Source organism: Paratractidigestivibacter sp. (assembly GCF_963660155.1).
Taxonomy (GTDB): Bacteria; Actinomycetota; Coriobacteriia; order Coriobacteriales; family Atopobiaceae; genus Paratractidigestivibacter.
In genome coordinates this window covers 1-18987 of sequence record NZ_CAVKWG010000050.1, presented here as the reverse complement: position 1 = coordinate 18987, position 18987 = coordinate 1, and the positions used below count along the sequence as shown (strand labels likewise).

At 65.2% G+C, this 18987-nt stretch carries 18 protein-coding genes and 1 pseudogene; 8 read left to right on the top strand and 11 right to left on the bottom strand.

Annotated elements, in window-relative coordinates:
- Window positions 1-515 precede the first annotated feature (515 nt).
- Window positions 516-1364, bottom strand: a complete 849-nt coding sequence (locus U5709_RS10365; protein WP_321971872.1) for a histidinol-phosphatase HisJ family protein — start codon at window positions 1362-1364, stop codon at window positions 516-518.
- 48 nt (window positions 1365-1412) lie between these two features.
- A complete protein-coding gene (locus U5709_RS10360; protein ID WP_321971871.1) occupies window positions 1413-2609 on the bottom strand; it encodes an MFS transporter in 1197 nt (398 codons plus the stop codon).
- A gap of 139 nt (window positions 2610-2748) precedes the next feature.
- On the opposite strand from U5709_RS10360, the gene U5709_RS10355 reads away from it, so the two are divergent.
- Window positions 2749-3624: an AraC family transcriptional regulator gene (locus U5709_RS10355; protein ID WP_321973342.1), complete on the top strand. Its 876-nt coding sequence runs from the start codon at window positions 2749-2751 to the stop codon at window positions 3622-3624.
- A gap of 69 nt (window positions 3625-3693) precedes the next feature.
- Here U5709_RS10355 and U5709_RS10350 read toward each other — a convergent pair whose 3' ends face one another.
- The 6 genes from U5709_RS10350 to U5709_RS10325 all read right to left on the bottom strand — a co-directional run bounded on the left by U5709_RS10350 (window position 3694) and on the right by U5709_RS10325 (window position 9065).
- Complete coding sequence (locus U5709_RS10350; RefSeq protein WP_321971869.1) at window positions 3694-4569, bottom strand: hypothetical protein; 876 nt, start codon at window positions 4567-4569, stop codon at window positions 3694-3696.
- A 95-nt stretch (window positions 4570-4664) separates the two neighbouring features.
- Window positions 4665-5213 carry a transcription repressor NadR gene (locus tag U5709_RS10345; protein ID WP_321971868.1) on the bottom strand — a complete coding sequence of 183 codons (549 nt, stop codon included), beginning with the start codon at window positions 5211-5213 and terminating at the stop codon, window positions 4665-4667.
- Entirely contained in the window at window positions 5210-6064 is an 855-nt protein-coding gene (gene nadC, locus U5709_RS10340; RefSeq protein WP_321973341.1) for a carboxylating nicotinate-nucleotide diphosphorylase, read from the bottom strand. The genes U5709_RS10345 and nadC overlap by 4 nt, the downstream gene beginning before the upstream one ends.
- 34 nt (window positions 6065-6098) lie before the next feature.
- Window positions 6099-7397, bottom strand: a complete 1299-nt coding sequence (locus tag U5709_RS10335; RefSeq protein ID WP_321971866.1) for an L-aspartate oxidase — start codon at window positions 7395-7397, stop codon at window positions 6099-6101.
- A gap of 87 nt (window positions 7398-7484) precedes the next feature.
- Window positions 7485-8411: a quinolinate synthase NadA gene (gene nadA, locus U5709_RS10330; RefSeq protein ID WP_321971865.1), complete on the bottom strand. Its 927-nt coding sequence runs from the start codon at window positions 8409-8411 to the stop codon at window positions 7485-7487.
- Window positions 8412-8543: 132 nt separating this feature from the next.
- A complete protein-coding gene (locus U5709_RS10325) occupies window positions 8544-9065 on the bottom strand; it encodes a hypothetical protein (RefSeq protein ID WP_321971864.1) in 522 nt (173 codons plus the stop codon).
- Between the two features lie 176 nt (window positions 9066-9241).
- Between U5709_RS10325 and U5709_RS10320 the strand changes: the two genes are divergently transcribed.
- The 3 genes from U5709_RS10320 to U5709_RS10310 are packed head-to-tail and all read left to right on the top strand — an operon-like array spanning window position 9242 to window position 13880.
- Window positions 9242-9700, top strand: a complete 459-nt coding sequence (locus U5709_RS10320) for a MarR family winged helix-turn-helix transcriptional regulator (RefSeq protein WP_321973340.1) — start codon at window positions 9242-9244, stop codon at window positions 9698-9700.
- A complete protein-coding gene (locus U5709_RS10315) occupies window positions 9697-12018 on the top strand; it encodes an ABC transporter ATP-binding protein (RefSeq protein WP_321971862.1) in 2322 nt (773 codons plus the stop codon). The genes U5709_RS10320 and U5709_RS10315 overlap by 4 nt, the downstream gene beginning before the upstream one ends.
- Window positions 12018-13880, top strand: coding sequence for an ABC transporter ATP-binding protein (locus U5709_RS10310; protein ID WP_321973339.1), 1863 nt, complete (start codon window positions 12018-12020; stop codon window positions 13878-13880). Before U5709_RS10315 ends, U5709_RS10310 begins: the two co-directional genes overlap by 1 nt.
- A 103-nt stretch (window positions 13881-13983) precedes the next feature.
- Here U5709_RS10310 and U5709_RS10305 read toward each other — a convergent pair whose 3' ends face one another.
- From U5709_RS10305 to rlmH, 3 genes are all read right to left on the bottom strand, one after another.
- Window positions 13984-14760 carry a class I SAM-dependent methyltransferase gene (locus U5709_RS10305; protein WP_321973338.1) on the bottom strand — a complete coding sequence of 259 codons (777 nt, stop codon included), beginning with the start codon at window positions 14758-14760 and terminating at the stop codon, window positions 13984-13986.
- 142 nt (window positions 14761-14902) lie between these two features.
- On the bottom strand, window positions 14903-15202 hold the full coding sequence (gene yhbY, locus U5709_RS10300) for a ribosome assembly RNA-binding protein YhbY (protein WP_321971859.1): 300 nt from the start codon (window positions 15200-15202) through the stop codon (window positions 14903-14905).
- An 89-nt stretch (window positions 15203-15291) separates the two neighbouring features.
- Window positions 15292-15762 (bottom strand): 23S rRNA (pseudouridine(1915)-N(3))-methyltransferase RlmH, encoded by a 471-nt coding sequence (rlmH, locus tag U5709_RS10295; RefSeq protein ID WP_321971858.1) that lies wholly within the window; start codon window positions 15760-15762, stop codon window positions 15292-15294.
- A gap of 154 nt (window positions 15763-15916) precedes the next feature.
- Between rlmH and U5709_RS10290 the strand changes: the two genes are divergently transcribed.
- From U5709_RS10290 to U5709_RS10265, 4 genes and pseudogenes are all read left to right on the top strand, one after another.
- Window positions 15917-16324: a hypothetical protein gene (locus U5709_RS10290; RefSeq protein WP_321971857.1), complete on the top strand. Its 408-nt coding sequence runs from the start codon at window positions 15917-15919 to the stop codon at window positions 16322-16324.
- A gap of 3 nt (window positions 16325-16327) precedes the next feature.
- On the top strand, window positions 16328-16624 hold the full coding sequence (locus U5709_RS10285) for a hypothetical protein (protein WP_321971856.1): 297 nt from the start codon (window positions 16328-16330) through the stop codon (window positions 16622-16624).
- A gap of 318 nt (window positions 16625-16942) precedes the next feature.
- Window positions 16943-17580: pseudogene (locus U5709_RS10700) on the top strand (helicase HerA-like domain-containing protein).
- A gap of 162 nt (window positions 17581-17742) precedes the next feature.
- Window positions 17743-18723 (top strand): DNA-deoxyinosine glycosylase, encoded by a 981-nt coding sequence (locus U5709_RS10265; protein ID WP_321973337.1) that lies wholly within the window; start codon window positions 17743-17745, stop codon window positions 18721-18723.
- Window positions 18724-18987: the final 264 nt, after the last annotated feature.

The window sequence follows — 18987 nt, the reverse complement described above, 5'->3', positions numbered from 1 at the left end:
AAGGAGTGCATCATGGCAGACGAAAAGATTGAGGAGCACGAGGAGAAGGCCGAGGAAGTCGTCGCCGACGTCGAGGCCAAGGTTAAGGAGGCCCTCGGCAAGTAGTCGAGGCCTTTGAGCCAAACCTCAGGGCGGGTCCCAGCGATGGGGCCCGCTTTTTTTGTTGCCGCGCGAGGGTGCGCGGGCCGCGTGCGCCCCGAACCGAAGCCATCCAGTAATCAGCAGGGGCCACGAGCCCCAAAATCACGCCATCCAGTAATCCCTTGTTGCTGGACGGCGCGTTTCCGGGGCGCGGGCGGCGGCGCGGTTGCTGGACGGCGCGTTTCCGGGGCGCGGGCGGCGGCGCGGTTGCTGGACGGCGCGTTTCCGGGGCGCGGGCGGCGGCGCGGTTGCTGGACGGCGCGTTTCCGGGGCGCGGGCGGCGGCGCGGTTGCTGGACGGCGCGTTTCCGGGGCGCGGGCGGCGGCGCGGTTGCTGGACGGCGCGTTTCCGGGGCGCGGGCGGCGGCGCGCTTATTACAGCTCGTGCCAGACGGGCTCAAAGTGCTCGAACGTGCAGAAACGCTCGTAGCCCAGCGCGCGCAGGCGCTCGCGGCACTCCCCGATGTGCGCCGCGAGGTGCGCAGGCTCGTGCGAGTCGCTGCCGATGGTCAACACCCGCCCGCCGAGGTCGCGGTACAGGCGCAAGATCTCGCAGCAAGGCTGCAGGTCGGGCAGGCCGTAGCGAAAACTCGACGTGTTCAGCTCGATGCCCTTGCCGTCGACAATCACCTGCTCAAGAATGGCCGCGATCACGTCGCGCGACGCCTCGAAGGACAGAATGCCCGCTGGGTCGTAGCGTTTGATCAGGTCGAGGTGCCCGAGGACCGAATAGCCCCTGAACCCCTCGACCACGGCGAGCATCTCCTCGTAGTAGGCCTGGTTATACTCGGCTTGGGTACGGCCCTCCTGGAACTCGCCCGTCCAGAACTCTTTGTCGCCCACCTCGTGGATCGAACAGATAACGAAGTCCATGCGCTCACCCCACGTGTCTACCAGCGCTTGGTTGCGCCGAATCGTGTGGCCCTGCACGCCGAGCTCGAGGCCGGCCTTGATGGCCAGCTTGCCTGCGAACTGCTCGCGCGCCTCGTCGATGGCCGCGAAATAGCGCGGGTAATCGACGTTGAGCACGGGCTGGTCCATCTCAACGCGCGCCAGCGAATGGTCGCGCTCGTACTCATCGACGTCGGGTTTAACGCCGTAATCGACGTGGTCGGTAAAGCACAGCTCGTCGAGGCCCAGGCCGACAGCGTCGCGGCAGACGTCGAGCATCGGGTAGTCGGAGTCGTCGGAAAACTCGCAATGCACGTGGTAATCGGCGTACATAACACCTCGATTCTTGAATAAACCCCTGTTTAAGGCCGTCGCACCTTACTACTTGGCCGAGAGCCGCGCGTTTGCCCGCTCGGAAAGAAGCACCATGGCGACTAGCACGACCACGAGGAGCCACGGCACGAACGCCGCACCGCCGGCGGCGACCAAAGCCGCGCAGAGCGGCGGTGCGAAGGTGGAGCCCACGTAGGCGCAGGCCATCTGCAGGCTCACCATGGACTGCGAGGCGTTCTCGCCGAAACGCTCCGGGGTCAGCGCGATGATGCTCGGGTAGATGGGCGCGCAGCCGAGGCCTATAAGCGCGAGCGCGACCGAAAGCATGACCTCGCCTTGCCCCGCGATCAGAGGCGCGATGCCCGCCACGGCGATTCCCTGGCCCAGGCGGATCATGTTCTTGCTGCCCACGTGCGGAGCGATAAAACCCGAGATCAAGCGGCCAACCGTAATGCCCATGTAGAAGAAAGAGGCCATCGTGGCCGCCTGCGCCTCGGTGATGCCGCGCGCCAGGACAAGGTGGCTCGAGGACCACAGGCCGCAGACGTACTCGAAGGCGCTGTAGCAGCCGAACGAGAAGATAGCGGACTTGGCGCCGGGCAGGCGGAAGGCGTCGGCGTAGGTGAACCTGCCGGCCGCGGCGCCAGCGGTGCCCTCGCCGGCCGCAGCCGCCTCGTCCTCGGCCACGGCGCCCTCCCCCGCCCGCTTCCACAGCGGCAGCGAGAAGACCATGACGCCCGTGATAACCGCCTGCATAAGCCCGACGGCCAGGTAGCCGCCGTGCCAGCTCATCGGCCCCGCAAGCGCCCGGCCCATGATGACCGGGCTCACGCTCGTGCCGATGCCCCAACAGCAGTGCAGCCAGCTCATGTGGCGCTCGCCGTAGTGGATTGCCACGTAGTTGTTGAGCGCCGAGTCGATGGAGCCCGCGCCCAAGCCGTACGGCACGGCGAGCAGGAGCAGCTGCCACAGGCTCGCGCTGGCCGAGAAGCCGAGGATGGCCAGGGCCGTCAAAGCGACGGAGCCCGCGACCAGCTTGCCCGTGCCGAGGCGGCGGACCAGCGGCGCCGTGGCCAGGCTCGAGACGACGGTGCAGGCGGTGATGATCATCGTGATGGCGCTCTGGGCGGCCACGGGTGCGCCCAGCTCAACGTACATGACCGGCCATGCGGAGCCGAGCAGCGAGTCCGGCAGCCCAAGCGAGACGAATGCGATGTAAATGACGACGAGGAGCAGTGAAGCCATGGGACTATTTCCTAACGAGATTTGACGCTGCAAAACTATTTGCAATAATACCGACAAGAATTTTAGAGATTAACCCGTCATTCGGACGAAAACTATACGGAAACGGACAAGCATGATTTACGCAGGGCCGCGTTGCAAGATGATTATGTCGGACAACGGCAACGAGGTCGCCTCGCACGGCGACGAATCGTTCCCCATCCTCGGCTACGACGAGACCTTGAGCGCCGCGCCGGGCGGCGGCGTGCCGTGGCACTGGCACGCCGACTTCGAGGCAATCCTGGGCGTTGAGGCGGACCTGACCGTCCACGTTGGCGAGAACTCGCTTGAGCTGGCGCCGGGCGACGCGGTCTTTGTGAACACGAACCGACCGCACGCCGTGGAGACCACGGGCACGGGCAGGCTGCGCTCAGCGGTTTATTCGGGCACGCTGGTGAGCGGCGGGCGCGACACGGCGATTCATCGGCGCTATGTGCAGCCAATCGTCGATGCCGATGGCCTTGACCTGGTTGTTTTTCGCAAGAACGATAAAGGCGACGCATCCGCGACCGCGCACCTGGCGCAGGCAATCGACGCACTGGAGAAAGAAGGCGACGGCTTCGAGATCGAGGCGCGCGAGCATCTCTCGCTGTTCATGGTTGAAATCTGGAAGCGGCTGGATGCCCCGAAGACGCGGCCCAAGGCGAAGTCGGTAAGCTCCGAGCGCGCGGCGCAGATGTGCGACTACATCGCCGAGCACTACGCGCAAGGCATTACCGCTGTCGACATCGCCGCAGCAGGCGGGGTGAGCGAGCGCGAGGCCCTGCGCTGCTTTACGCGCGAGTTCGGCGTGGGGCCCTCTCGCTACCTCATGATAAAGCGCCTAAGCTGCGCCGCTGAGCTCTTGGCAGGGACCCCGATGCCCATTTCCGAGGTGGCGCGGGCTGTGGGCATCCAGAGCCCGAGCAACTTCGCGCAGCTCTTCCGCCGCGATTATCACTGCACGCCGCGCGAATACCGCCAACACCTGCGGGGATAAGGCGCCGTGCAGCCCCTTTGCGGACAGAGGGGACAGTCCCTTTGTCCGCAAAGGGGCTGTCCCTGTGTCTTATGCTTGCCGGCGGATCTTCCAGGCCTGCCAGGTGCAGGCGCCCATGTAGACCAGGTCGAGCAGGATCTCGACGGCGGCCGTCCCCAGCTCTTGGTGCATCACGACGCCGATCACGACGAACGCCGCGTCGGCAAGAGACACAAGCCCGCTTATGACCAAAAACGGGGTGACACGCTGCGGCCGGTTGGAGCCCCAGATGCCGAGCATCGCCACGCCGATGTTGATCGCAGCGGTAACACCGTACGTTATGAGCGCGCGCTCGTAATCGGCCATGGCCACGCCGAGCTGCTCCGCGAGCTGACGGCCGCCCTGCGCGAGAAGGCCGATGGCCATGACGCCGGTGAACGTGCCGATGAGCGCGCCTTTTACAAGGATGACCTCGGAGAGCAGGTGAAGCGTCCGCTGGTCCGCGTTGAGCAGAAACACCTCGCCCGAGACGCCGCGCTCGTGCTCCTCGGCCACCTTGTCGGCGAGCTGCGAGCACACGAGCACATAGGTCACCGTGCTGAGCAGAACAAACGGGTTGAACAGCAGAAACGTGCCCATCCCCCAGCCCCAAACGATGGCGACCAGGGTGACGAGGCCGACGGAATAGCAGAGGTTGCGGTAGGGCGCCACGCGCGAGGAATCGTCGGCCGCGCGCAGCCCGAGCCAAGCCGTGACCAGCAGCAACGCCGCAACCCCGAGGATGATCCCGCCGTAGGAATACGCGAGCCACGAGAGCTCGTCGGCGAGGCCCAGGCGGTCGCGATACCAAAAAGCGAGGACGCCGCCGACGACCACGACGCCGCCGATGATTGCCATGACGATGGAGACGACTCGCAGCGTAGCCTGGGCGGGCGTGCGGGGGATGGATGGGCGAACGTCAGACATGGGGCTCCTCTCGCTTAGACACAGGCAGGATTATTGCCCAAAGGCTCGCGGCTATTACCCAAAAACCTCGCGGCTATTGCCCGAAGGCCTCGCGGCTATTGCCCAAAGGCCTCGCGCTCGAAGTCGGACTTCTCGGCTAGGAAACCCGCGTCGGAGAGCGCCTGCCAGATCTCGTCCAGGACCTCCTCGGAGTCGGCCGTCACGTGGTGGAAGTGGTAGCCGCTGGTGATGAGCATAAGCGGGCTCGACTTGCCGGAGCGGATGGCCTCCATATAGGCCTTGACGTCGCGGCGGCTGGCGATGCCCAGCTCACAGGAGAGCCGCCCGTAAACGCGGTGGTTGACCAGCACATCCTCCACATGACCGCCGAGGTCGACGATGAGGTTCAGCTCCTCGGGCGTCTGCTCGACGCTGTGGTGGCACTTGATCAGGCGGCTCGGGCGCGTTGTCTTGCGCTCGAGAACGTAGCCGCGGTTGGTCGACTGGATGGGCCAGCCCTGGCTGCGCAGAAGCGCGATGTCCTGCACCACGACCTGGCGAGAGACCCCGGCCTGCTCGGCGAGCGCGGTGCCCGAGAGCGGCGAGACGGCCTCGCTCAGGGTGCCGAGGATCTGCTCGCGTCGCTGGTTGCCGGGGATGCTCATGCAAGGACCTCCAGATGCTTGAGGGACAGGTCGAGAATGCCCGCGGAGTGCGTGAGCGCACCGCAGGAGACGATGTCAACGCCCAGGTCAGCATAGGTGCGGGCGTTTTGCGCCGTGACGTTTCCGCTGGCCTCGACGATCGCGCGGCCGTCGATGAGGGCGACGGCGGCGGCCATGGTCTCATGGTCCATGTTATCAAGCATGATGACGTCCGCGCCGGCGGCGATGGCCTCGCGCACCATGTCCATGGTCTCGCACTCAACCTCCACGCGCGCGGTAAAAGGCGCCGTTGCGCGGGCGGCGGCCACGGCGGGCGCGATACCGCCCGCGGCATCGATATGGTTGTCCTTGAGCATCACGGCGTCCGAGAGGCCGAAGCGGTGGAGCCCGCCGCCGCCCAAGCGCACGGCCTCGCGCTCAAAGATGCGCAGGCCGGGCGTGGTCTTGCGGGTGCAGACCAGGCGCGTCTTGGTGCCCGCGAACTCGGCGGCAATGCCGTGGGTATACGTGGCGACACCGCTCATGCGCTGCAGGAAGTTGAGGGCCACGCGCTCGCCCTCGAGAAGGACGCGGACGTCTCCGCGCACCTCGGCGAGGTGCTGCCCGGCCGTGACCTCGTCGCCGTCGGAAACCTCGGCATCCACGACGGTTGCGGAATCTATGAGCTGGAAGACGCGCGAGAAGACCGAGAGGCCCGCGATGACGCCGTCTTGCTTGGCAACGAGCTGCACCCGGCCGTAGCGCAGCTCGGGCATGACGGACATGGTGCTCACGTCGCCGAAGGGCATGTCCTCCTCCAGCGCAGCGCGGATAGCTGCGTCCATCCTGGCTTGAATCATCGGGTCGGTCATCGCAGGTGTCCTCTCGTTAGTGATGAAGCATGTCCTAGATCGCGCCGCACTGCAGCGCCACGTCGGTCACATCGCGCGAGCCCGCCACGAACCGGCTGCGCGCGGCAGCGGCTGCGGCGAGCCGGGCGGCGGTGTCGGCGGCGAAGCGGTCGCGCATGATCTTGTCGGCGGCGCGCTGGGCAAAGACAAGGCCCTCGAGCAGGCTGTTCGAGGCCAGGCGGTTGCGCCCGTGGACGCCGTTGCAGCAGGTCTCGCCCGCGGCGAAGAGGTGCGGCAGCGTTGTCTGGGAGTCGGAGTCCACGTGGATGCCGCCCATGAAGTAATGCTGCGCGGGCACCACGGGAATGGGCTCGGTAAAGATGTCGTAGCCCTCCGCGCGGCACTGCTCGCAGATGTGGATGAAGTGGTGCTCGAGCTCCTCGCGGGCCACGCGCTCGAAGCTTAGCCACACGTAGCTCGAGCCCTCGGCCTCCATCTGGCGCAGGATATGACCGCTCACCACGTCGCGCGGCTGGAGCTCGTCGCAGAAGCGCTCACCGGCGGCGTTGAGCAAGATCGCGCCCTCGCCGCGCGCGGACTCGCTGATAAGGAAGCTGCGTCCGGGCTTCTCGGTCCAAAGGGTCGTGGGGTGGATCTGCACGAAGTCCATGTTCTCCAGAAGCACGCCGTGCTCGGCGGCCACGCGGCAACCGTCGCCGGTGAGGCAGGGGTAGTTGGTGGAGTGCTTGTACAGGCCGCCCACGCCGCCGGTGGCCAGCACCGTGGCGTCGGCGTTTATCTGCAGCCGCCCGCCCGCGGCGTCCTCGGCAACGATGCCGCGGCACACGCGCGCGCCGGCCGCGTCGAAGCCCTCGAGAATGTCCGTCATGCAAGTGTTCTCCAGGACGGTCGCGTTCGGCAGCCCGCGCACGCAGGCGAGCAGGTGCGTGGTGATCTCCTCGCCGGTGATGTCCTCGTGGTAGACGATGCGCGGGCGGGAGTGGGCGCCCTCGCGGGTGTAGTCGAGCTCGCCTGAGGCCGTGCGCGCGAAACGGACACCGCGCTTGACCAGGTCGTCGATGATCGGGCGGCTCGCGCGGATCATCATGTCCACGGACTCAAGGCGGTTCTCGTAGTGGCCAGCGCGCAGGGTGTCCTCAAAAAACGACTCGTAGTCGTCCTCGTCGCGCAGCACACAGATGCCGCCCTGCGCGAGCATGGAATCGCACTCGTCCACGGTCGTCTTGGCAAGAAGCACGACCTTGAGCGCCCGCGGCAGGTTGAGCGCGCAGTACAGACCCGCCACACCGCAGCCCACAATGACCACGTCGGCATCAATCACCTTGCAACTCATCAAAACATCTCCTTACACCTGCATAGGGGACAGTCCCTTTTGCAGGTTCTCCCAGCGACCTGCAAAAGGGACTGTCCCCTATGCAGGTTATTTGGCGTAGTCGAGCATGAGGTCGAGGGCACGGGAGGAGCTCTCGGCCACGTCGTCGGGCGGAAGCGCGACCTCACCCGTGCCGTCGCGCAGGCACTCGAGGACCTTCTCGGCGGTGACGCGCGCCATGTTGGGGCAGACGGGGCAGGTCGCGGGGAACCAGAAGCGCTTGCCACTGCCTTCGGTTAGGCGCTCGAGCTCGTGGATCACCCCGTGAACCGTGGCGATGATGAAATCCGTGGCATCGCTCGCCACCGCCTCGGCGACGATCTGCGAGGTGGAGCCCACGAAGTCGGCCTCCTTGAGCACCCAGTCGCCGCACTCGGGGTGCGCGAGCACACGGGCGCCGGGGTGCTCGGCGCGCGCCGCCTGGACCTCGGCCAGCTCGATGGCCTCATGCGTGGGACAAAAACCGTCATTCAAAATGACGTTCTTCTCGGGGACCTGCAGCGACACGTAGTGACCGAGGTTCATGTCCGGGATAAACAGAACGTTCTTTTGCGGCAGCGCGCACACGATGGCAACGGCGTTGGACGACGTAACGCACACGTCTGACCAGGCCTTCATTTGGCTCGTGGAGTTGACGTAGCAGGCCACCGCGAGGTCGTCTCCGTACTTTGCGCGCGCGGCGTCGATCGTCGCCTTCTGCACCATGTGCGCCATCGGGCAGTCGGCCGTAGGCTCGGGCATGAGCACGCGCTTTTCCGGCGAGAGAAGCTTCGCGCTCTCGGCCATAAAGTGCACACCCGCAAAGACCAGCGTCTTGCAGTCGAGCGTCGCCGCTTTCTTGGAAAGAAAGAACGAGTCGCCGATATAGTCGGCCAGCTCCTGGGCGTCCGGCGTCACGTAGTAGTGGGCCAGAATAACGGCATCCTGCTCGCGTTTTAGGCGCTCCACCTCGGCGCGCATCTCGTCTGTGACCATGCGTTTCCTCTCCCCCATTGAGCAAATGAGCCTGCCATAGTATGCCACGTGCCTTTACAGGTGACAAGACACTTAACAAGACAATAAATGCGCCCACAAAGAAGGCCGCCCGAACCCGAGCGGCCTTGCTCGCTACTGCGTGATGGCCTCGATGGCCTCCTCGACCCGCAAGACGATGTTTTTCGCCGTGCCGCCGATTCCCTGGACGGTATCAACGAAGGAGCCCGCTGCATCGCCGACGCCGTAAGCGACGTCCTGGATGGTCTGGGCGACGCCGACCGCGTCCGAGACGGGCGACGAGCTCGAGGACTCACCCTCGGTCGTGGTGCCAGACGTGCCGTTTGACCTGCCCGAATTCGTCGTCGTGGTCGTCGTGGTCTGCGTCGCGGCGGTCGTGCCTTGCGCCTGCGCCGCCTTCTGCGCGGCGTTTCTCGCCTCCGTGTACACGAAACTCGCCACAAAGAGGACAACCAGCAGCGCGAGCAGGACGCCCGCGACCTTGAACCCGATGCGGCTCCCGCGGTCGAGCGTCGCCTCATAGGCCGCCGTGCGCGCCCCGGCGACCTGCCCCGCCTCGGCGTACTGCGGCGGCGAGGCGACCGGCTGCTGGACGTAACCGGTGTTCTGAGCTTGGTAATCGTTGCTGTAATCCATGGTCCCCCCACGTCGCGTTGTTCTGGCTCTATGGTTACCCACGCGCCGCCGCACCGCACGCCGCGCCACCGAAAGCACATGTGCCGTCTTTGTGTAGCGCAGGCAATTGGTTGAGCGACCGAGGTTTCGGGTAGAAACTTTCACAGAAAGTAGTTTCTATTAGAAGGGTTTTTGCTTTGAGCGACTCAACCCGCACGGGCTCCGTCGAGCACGACCTCGCGCATGACCTTTTTGAGCAGTTCGGACGCCTCGGGCACAACATGCACCCCAAGATGCACAACGCCGTGCGGGGCGAGATGGCGCTCGTGCACGTGCTCTGCACAGAAGGCCCGCAGACGCCCGGGCAGATCGCACGCCGCATCCGCCTCTCCCCTGCTCGCGTGGCCAATGTGCTGCGCGCGCTCGAGGAAAAAGGCTGGATCGAGCGCGAGCACTCCGCGGCCGACCGCAGGCGCGTCACCGTGAACGCGACCGAGGCTGGGCGTGCCGAATACCGCGCCCGCTGCACCGCGTTCGAATCCAGCACCGAGGAGTTTCTCGCCAAGCTGGGCGAGGACGACGCGCGCGAAGCCGTGCGAATCTTGCGCCGCGCGAACCAGATCCTCGAGGAAGAAAGAAACGGAGGCGAGCGATGAAGGTCATCAAGCTCTTCCGCAACCACATCCTGGCGTTCGTCATGGCCATGGTGCTTATCGCCGTGAGCTGCTACGCCGACCTGACCCTGCCCACCTACATGTCCGAGATCGTCGACGTGGGCATCCAGCAGGGCGGCATCGAGAGCCCCGTGCCCACGACCATCCGCGAAGACGCGCTCGCCGACCTCGAGCTCTTTATGGGCGAGGGCGACATCGCGGCCGTCGAGGCGGCGTACGGCCCCTCCGACGCCGCCGGCGTGCGCACGTACACGGGCATCGAGGCCGACCGCGCCGAGGACTCCGCCCTCGCGCAGGCCATGAGCCTGCCCGAGGCCGTCGCGCTCTCGCTCTCGCAGGGCGCCGACGCGAGCGCGCTCGGCTCCACGGGCGTGCAGGGAACTATCACCATGGACGACGTCCGCACGGCCTACGACGCCGAGATTATCAATAAAGACCAGCTCACGGCCGCGTCCGAGGCTATGGCGGACGCCATGGGCTCCATGAGCGGCTCTATTGTGGAGCAGCGGGCCATCAGTTACGTCAAGGCCGAGTACGAGGCGCAGGGGCTGGACCTCGGCGACGTGCAGAACTCCTACCTGGCAAACATGACGCTCAAGATGTTTGGTCTGTGCGCCGTGAGCCTCGTGGCCACCATCCTCACCGGCGCCGTGGCCTCTCACACCGCAAGCGTCATCGCCCGCGACCTGCGCCGCCAGACGTTCGCCCGCGTCATGAGCTTCTCGCCGGCCGAGGTCGGCAAGTTCAGCCAGGCGTCGCTGATCACCCGCTGCACAAACGACATCCAGCAGATCCAGATGGCCGCGACCATGTTCATCCGCATGGTCATGATGGCGCCGATCATGGCGGGCATCGCCATCGTCCGCGTGCTCGCGACCTCAACGGGCCTCGAGTGGACCATCGGGGTGGCCGTCATCGCCGTGTGCGCCGTCATCGGCGTGCTCATGGGCCTCACGCTGCCCAAGTTCCAGAAGATGCAGACGTTCATCGACCGCGTGAATCTCGTCGCGCGTGAGATGCTCGACGGCATCATGCCCATCCGCGCCTTCGGGCAAGAGGCCCACGAGCTCGAACGCTTCGACGAGGCCTCCAGCGACCTCATGAACACGCAGCTCTTCACCAACCGCGCCATGAACTTCATGATGCCGCTGATGATGCTCATCATGAACAGCGTCACCGTGCTCATCGTGTGGGTCGGCGCCGGCGGCGTGAACGACGGCGTCATGCAGGTCGGCAGCATGATGGCGTTCATCTCCTATACGATGCAGATCGTCATGTCGTTCATGATGCTCACCATGATCTCGGTCATCCTGCCGCGCGCCGAGGTGGCCTGCGAGCGCGTGGAGCAGGTGCTCGAGACCGAGAGCTCCATCAAGGAGCCGGAGCACCCCGAGCTGCCGGCGGCCGACGCGCCGCGTGGCCAGCTCGAGTTTTCCGACGTCGCCTTCCGTTACCCCGACGGCGACCAGGACGTGATCGAGCACGTGAGCTTTACCGTCGGCGCGGGCCAGATGCTCGGCATCATCGGCTCCACGGGCTGCGGCAAGTCGACGCTCGTGCAGCTCATCCCGCGCCTGTACGACGTGACCGAGGGAGCCGTGCTTCTCGACGGCGTGGACGTGCGCAAGATGCCGCTCTCGGAGCTCCGCCGCCGCGTGGGCTACGTGCCGCAGCAGGGCATACTCTTTTCGGGCACCGTCGAGAGCAACCTCAAGTTCGCAGGCGACGGCGTGTCCGACGACGATATGCGCGAGGCGGCGCGCGTGGCGCAGGCCACGGAGTTCGTCGAGGAGCGCGAGGGCGGCTTTACCGGCGAGATAAGCCAGGGCGGGTCCAACGTCTCGGGCGGCCAGCGCCAGCGTCTGTGCATCGCCCGCGCCCTTGCAAAGAACCCCGAGGTCGTGGTGTTCGACGATTCCTTCTCGGCGCTGGATTACAAGACCGACGCGCGTCTGCGCGAGGAGCTCGCGCGCACGCAGAAGGACACCGCGCTCGTCGTTGTGGCGCAGCGCATCGCCACCATCATGCACGCCGACCAGATCGTCGTGCTCGATGAGGGGCAGGTCGTGGGCCAAGGCACGCACGAGGAGCTGCTGCGCAGCTGCCCGGCCTACCTAGAGATCGCGACGTCGCAGCTCTCGGCAAAGGAGCTGGGGCTTGATGAGGGCGACGCGACGGCGACGGCGACGGCCGCGGCGGCCACGCCTGCGGCGGACGCACCAGCAGCCGCAACGCCCGCGCCCGCGACGCCCGCACCCGCGGCCATGCCCGCAACGACCACGGAAGGAGGTGAGCGCTAATGGCAGACGAGATGAGCAAGACCGAGGTGCCGAAGCGCCGCCAAGGAGGCCCTAGACGAGGCCACGGCGGCCCGATGGGTCGCCCGACCGAGAAGGCCAAGGATTTTAAGGGCACGCTGCTCAAGCTGCTCGGCTACATCGGCAAGCATAAGGTGGCCGTAATCTTCGCCATCGTGTTCGCTATTGCCTCCATCGTCTTTAACATCGTGGGCCCGAAGGTCTTGGGCCAGGTAACGACCAAGCTCTACGAGGGCCTCACCGCCAAGGTCGCGGGCACCGGCAGCGTCGATTTCGACTGGATCGGCCGCACCCTGCTGCTCCTGCTCGGCCTCTACCTCGCGAGCTCCGCGTGCAGCCTGCTGCAGGGCTGGCTCATGACCGGCGTCACGCAGCGCATCTGCTACCGCATGCGCAAGGAGATCGCCGAGAAGATCGCCGTTGTGCCCATGAGCTACTTCAACGGGCACAGCAAGGGCGACGTGCTCTCCCGCATCACGAACGACGTCGATACACTGGGGCAGAGCCTCAACCAGTCCGTGACGCAGCTCATCACGAGCGTCACGCAGATCGTCGGCGTTCTCGTCATGATGATCTCCATCAGCCTGCCGCTGACGGGCGTCGTCGTGGTCACCCTGCCCGCCGCCGCCCTGATCATGGGCGTGATGATGCACTTCTCGCAGCCGTATTTCCGCGCACAGCAGAAGGTCTTGGGCGAGGTCAACGGCATCATCGAGGAGGACTTCGCCGGCCAAAACGTTATCCAGGTCTTTGACCGCGCGGCCGACGCCGTGGCCGAGTTCGACGAGAAGAACGACCAGCTGTTCATCTCCGGCTGGCGCTCGCAGTTCCTTTCGGGTTTGATGATGCCTCTCATGAGCCTCGTGGGCAACGCGGGCTATGTGGCCGTGGTCGTTGTGGGCGCTCAGCTGGCGCTTTCCGGCTCCATCGGCGTCGGCGACATCCAGAGCTTCATCCAGTACGTGCGCAACTTTACGCAGCCGGTGCAGCAGATCGCCAACGTGAGCAACACGCTGCAGTCCATGGCCGCCGCCACCGAGCGCGTCTTCGAGTTCCTCGCCGCGCCGGAGGAGGAAAACGCCGCCGCGCCGCAGGTGCCCGCCGCGCGCGAGGGCCGCGTGGAGTTCGACCACGTGCGCTTCGGCTACGCGCCCGACAAGACCATCATCCACGACTTCAGCTGCGAGGCCCTGCCCGGCCAGACCGTGGCCATCGTGGGTCCCACCGGCGCCGGCAAAACGACGCTCATCAAGCTACTGCAGCGCTTCTACGATGTGGACGCGGGATCGCTACGCGTCGAGGGCATCGACGTGCGCGACTGGGACCGCGCCGAGCTTCGCCGCGAGTTTGCCATGGTACTGCAGGACACGTGGCTCTTCTGCGGAACGATCCGCGACAACATCCGCTACGGCCGGCCCGACGCCACCGACGAGGAGGTCGAGGCCGCCGCGCGCACCGCACGTTGCGACAGCTTTATCCGCACGCTGGCCGGCGGCTACGACTTTGTGATCAACGAGGAGGGCACCAACATTTCCCAGGGACAGCGGCAACTAATCACCATCGCGCGCGCCGTGCTTGCCGATCGCCCGGCGCTGATCCTCGACGAGGCCACGAGCAACGTGGACACCCGCACCGAGGAGCTCATCCAGCGCGCCATGGACGAGCTGATGCGCGGCCGCACGAGCTTTGTCATCGCGCACCGCTTGAGCACCATCCGCAACGCCGACGCCATCCTCGTGCTGCGCGACGGCGACATCGTAGAGAAGGGCACCCACGCCGAGCTTCTCGCCGCCGGCGGATTCTACGCCGAGCTCTACAACTCCCAGTTCGAGGAAGCCGCATAAGACGGGGGGACAGCCCCTTTGCGGACAAGTGGGGCAATCCCTTTGTCCACGTTCTTGGTGGACAAAGGGATTGCCCCCTCTGTCCGCAAAGGGCGGCCCCGTCTTATGCAGGAGACGGGACGAGGACGTCATATCGGACGGCCTTGCCGCAAATGCTGTAGGCGGGTTTTATGCCCGCGAGCTGGGGGCCCTTGGCGGGGCGCTTGATGATGACCTTGCTGGGATGGATGGCGAGCGCGGCGTTGACCAGGGCTTCTTCCTCCTCGCACGGCTGCTCCAGGTGATGCAGCAGCTGGAATTTCTTCTTTACTGCAGCGGATTTGGTGCGGGCGGGAAACATCGGGTCGAGGTAGACGACGTCTGGCGTAAAGTCGATCGCGGACAGGCCCTCGATGGAGTCGCCAGGCACAAGATGCATCCGGGACACGATACTTGCGAGCTGTGGATCTGCGGCCGCGCGCTCCAGCGCGTCGGCAAGCAGCGCCGCGATCGTCTCGTCGCGCTCAAAGAGGGTGACCTCAAAGCCGGCCGCGGCGAGCAGTAGCGAATCCTCTCCCAGACCAGCCGTGCAGTCCGCGGCTGCGGGAGCCGCGACGCCTTTTGTTCGCGCGGCGCGCACTAGCAGCTCTTTTTGGAGGCGGCCCGGCTTGAGTCGCGGCAGCATGCGCGAAAAATCGCCGCGCAGTTCCATACCGTCACCGGCGAGCGCGAGGCCCCGCTCGTCGCGGCGCAGCGCAACGCCGGAAACACCCTCACTCGGCTTCGCTGTGCCCATATTGACCTCCGAACTGCATAGTTTTGCCGCTCGTGCGACGTAAACGGTGTTGCCGTGCAAGGTTTTGCCGCTCGTGCAACGTAAATTCGAGACCTTGATTCGCAATCAGCTGCAAAACCGCAGGAAAGCAAAGCCCAAAGCCGCCGATTTTTCGATTTCGGCAGCAAAACACGTCGCACGAGCGGCGAAACTTTGCAGCCAAACCCCGAAAACGTCGCACGAGCGGCAAAACCTTGCAAGCCGAACGCTAGTCGAGCTGAATCTTCTCGACGCCCTCGCGGGAAGTCTCGCGGTACAGGGTGAACTTGCGGCCGATGACCTGCACGACCTCGGCGCCGAGCGCCTCGGCGAGGTCTTCGGCGGCCTCGTGCGGGGTCTGGGCGCAGGTGTCCAGCACGGAGCACTTGATAAGCTCGTGCTTCTCGATGTACTCGTTTGCCTGCTCAACGGTGTTCTCGGTCACGCACGACTTGCCCACGATGACGACGGGCTCGAGGTGGTGCGCGAGGCTGCGGAGCTGCCTGATCTGACGTCCGGCGAGTGCCATGTTCTACCTGCTTTCGTTGGCGCGACCGGCGAGCCGTCGCGCATTGATTCAAATTAGCCGTACTACCCTATCAAAAACCGCAGCTATAACTATTTGTGATACGGTTCACCACGCGAAATCTTGCATGCGCGGTACAGCTGCTCGAGCAAAACGACGCGCGCCAGGTTGTGCGGCAAGGTGATGGGCCCGAACGAGAGGGTCTCGTTCGCGAGGGCGCGCACCTCGTCCGAGACACCGTCCGAACCACCGATAACGAACACGATGTCGCTCTTTCCGCCGATCGCGAGCTCGTCCAGGCGCCGCGAGAAGTCCTCGCTCGAGCGCTCCTTGCCCTCGATGGCTAGCAAAATAACGTGCGATCGGTCGCCGATTGCGGCAAGAATCCCCTGGCCCTCGCGCCGGCGTGCAGCATCCACGCCGCCGGCCCGCGCCGGGTCGATGTCGGCGATCTCGCGCACCTCGACCTTGCCGTAAGCGCCCAGACGCTTGACGTACTCCGCGCACGCGGCGGCCCAGAACTTCTCCTTGAGCTTGCCGACGGCCACGACCGTATACTTCATTTCGGATTCCCATCCCTCGCGCGACCGGGCAGTCACGTGCGTATTTCCTAGCAGTAAAAGCCATTCTACGGGAGATGCAAGGGCGCCGCGCCTGCTACAATCGCTAACCAGAAACTTAAAACCTTTGGCGCCGAGGCGCCGCGAGGGGGTAATCATGGCTTGCTTCATCGTTGGCGGCGCCGAGGCCGTCGCCGTCACCGGCATCCGTTCCGCCGTCAAGAAGCACGAGATTGAAGCCGGCATCGTCGACGAGCAGGGCAACCAGCTCACGAGCGTGGCCGAGAACGGCTACAGCATGACGACCAAGCTCGGCTGGCTGCAGACCATGCTCGCCGGCGGCGCAGCGCTGCTGTGCGTCGAGCACATTTGGCACGGCGAGGTCACCTTCGCCTTCCCGTTCCTCACCGCGATGAGCAACGCGACCGACACCGCCGTCATGCTGCACGAGATGGCCACCGTGGGTGTCGGCATGGCTGCCCTTGTGACCTGCGCCTGGTTCGCCAGCTGCGTCATTGCCGACGCCGTTGCCAAGACGAGCGCCCGCGCCGCCCTGGAGGCCTAAACCTTGACGCTTATCATCACCGCCGTTGCGGCCATCGCGGCCGCCGGCGCCTGGTACGCAACTCGCAGCGAGCACGCCGACCTTCACCTCGGCGTGCTCGCCCTTATGTATGCGGGCGCCGCCCTCATGTGGTGCGTCGACGGCTTCGCGAGCCTGGCCGAGAGCGGGCCCTTCGTGGAGCTGTCGGATGCCGACGTCATGGCCGACGACGCCAAGCTGGGCGCGCTTATCGTGGTCTGCGGACTTGCCATCTGGGGCGTTTACCTGCTGGTTCGCCGCCGACGCACCGCCTGCGCCTAACACTTGGACTCAACTCCACGCCACAAACCCGCCATTTCGTGCTGCACGTGGCGACAGGTTCCCCGTGCAGCACAGAGAACCTGTCACCCGGTGCAGCACAAAATGAAAGGTTCGCCGAACCTCGGCCCAACGCCGTTGGGTCAACGGAAGCTTTCGCCTGCCGAGAAGTCATCGCCGCCCATAAACCCGCTGGTAGAACGAGTGAGTCTATGATAGGCCCTCAAGGAGGACGCGATACTTCAAAACGATAAGATCTGAACGACCCAGGGCGACAACCCCTGATATCTGCTGCTTAGCTAGGCGAACCGCCACGGCCTTATCGCCGAGGAGAACCAGGGCGGCGACACGTTCTTCGGCGAGCCGGCGCTCGACCTCAACGATTGGTTCGCGTGCGACGAGAAGGGCCAGGGCTACGTCAACATCATGAACACCGCCCAGCTAATCCAGCATCCGCAGATCCACTTTATGTTCCCGACGTGAATGCTCTCGGACCTCTTCGGGAAGCTCCCCGAGGTCGGCGACATAGACAAGCCCAAGTTCGTCTTCTTCAACGAGCGCGGATGGTCTTCAACGACATGCCCACCGAGCTGAACAAGGTCATCAAGGCCGTCAAACTGATTCGCTCCAAGGGCGTCGGCGTCTACTTCATTACGCAGAGCTCCTCCAACATCCCCGACTAGGTGCTGGCCCAGCTCTCCAACCGCGTTCAGCACGGCCTGCGCGCCTACGCTCCCGCCGAGCAGAAGGCCGTCAAGGCCACGTCCGAGGCTTTCCGCGCGAACCCGAACTTTAAAAGCGAGGACGCCATCGTGGCCCTCGGCACCGGCAAGGCCCCGACGAGCTTCCTGGACGAGAACGGCAAGCCGAGCGTCGTGGAGAACGCCAAGGTCTTGCCGCCGCAGTACCTGACGGGCGCTGCAAGCGACAAGACCAAGGAGGCTGTTCAAGCCGGCTAGACCGAGCTGCAGGCCACCGAGGCCGCCAAGCAGCTCCTGCGCGGCCTCTTCGGCACCCGCCGCTACTAGCGCCACGCCGCGACCTACCATTTGGGGACTGTCCCCTTTCCGCAGCGGTTTGGGGACTGTCCCCAAATGGTAGGGGCGCGGTAGAATGGGCGGGTGGCTGGTACGTACCAACATATCTCGCATGGGTTCGACCCCGTATACGATGCGCGCTCGCGCGTGCTCGTGTTGGGGTCGTTTCCTTCTGTGCAGAGCCGCGCAAACGAGTTCTACTACGGCAATCCGCAGAACCGTTTTTGGCGCGTTATCGCAGCGTATGTGGGGTGCGAGGCGCCCGATACCATCGCGTCGAAGAAGCGGATGCTCCTTGATGCGGGCATTGCGCTGTGGGACGTTATCGCCGAGTGCGACATCAAGGGTTCAAGCGATGCCAGCATAAAGAACGTTGCCGCCAACGACGTGGCGCGCGTGCTGGAAGAGGCGCCGATCCACGCTGTCATCTGCAACGGCGCGACCGCCGGGCGCCTTTATCGCAAGTACCTCGAGTACCGCACGGGCATCCCGGCGACCGTGCTGCCCTCCACAAGCCCGGCGAACGCCGCGTGGAGCCTCGAGCGCCTATGCGAGCGCTGGTCGGAGGCCCTCACACAGGCGCGTCTTGCCGAGGCGGAGGCGACGCTGGCAAGAAACCTCGCCCGCCGAGGGGTGCCTGCGGCCACCGACTTCGGCACACACCGCTCCATGCAAGGCAACAAGGGCAAGGACACCAAGCCCGAGCTGCTCGTTCGCGAGCGCCTGCGCGAGGCAGGGCTCACGGGATACCGCCTGCAGTGGAAGGTTCCGGGGCGCCCGGACATCGCGTGGCCGGGGCGCAAGGTCGCGGTGTTTATCAACGGCTGCTTCTGGCACCGCTGCCCGCGCTGCAACCCCTCCACGCCCAAGAAGAACGTGGAGTATTGGGGCAAGAAGTTCGCGCGCAACGTGGAGCGCGACGCCGAGAACCTGACCGCACTGCGCGAGGACGGCTGGACCGTGCACGTGCTGTGGGAGTGTCAGCTCAAGAAGAAAACGCGCGAGGCGACATTTGCGGAGCTCATGCCCGAGCTGGCCCGCGAGCTGGATAAACCGCTGGACTAGGCTGCACCGCGGCTGCGGTTTGGGGACAGACACCTTTTCGCACACGAACCTTGGTATCAGCGAATTGGCCCAAAGATTCGGCAACGGGCTCGAAGCCGCGACGCGTGTGCGAAAAGGTGTCTGTCCCCAAATCGCAGCCGCGGCGCGTGTGCGGAAAGGTGTCTGTCCCCAAATCGCAGCCGCGGCGCGTGTGCGGAAAGGTGTCTGTTCCCAAACCGCAGCTAGGCCACGTCGAAAAAGCCGGTATGGCACAGCCACCATATG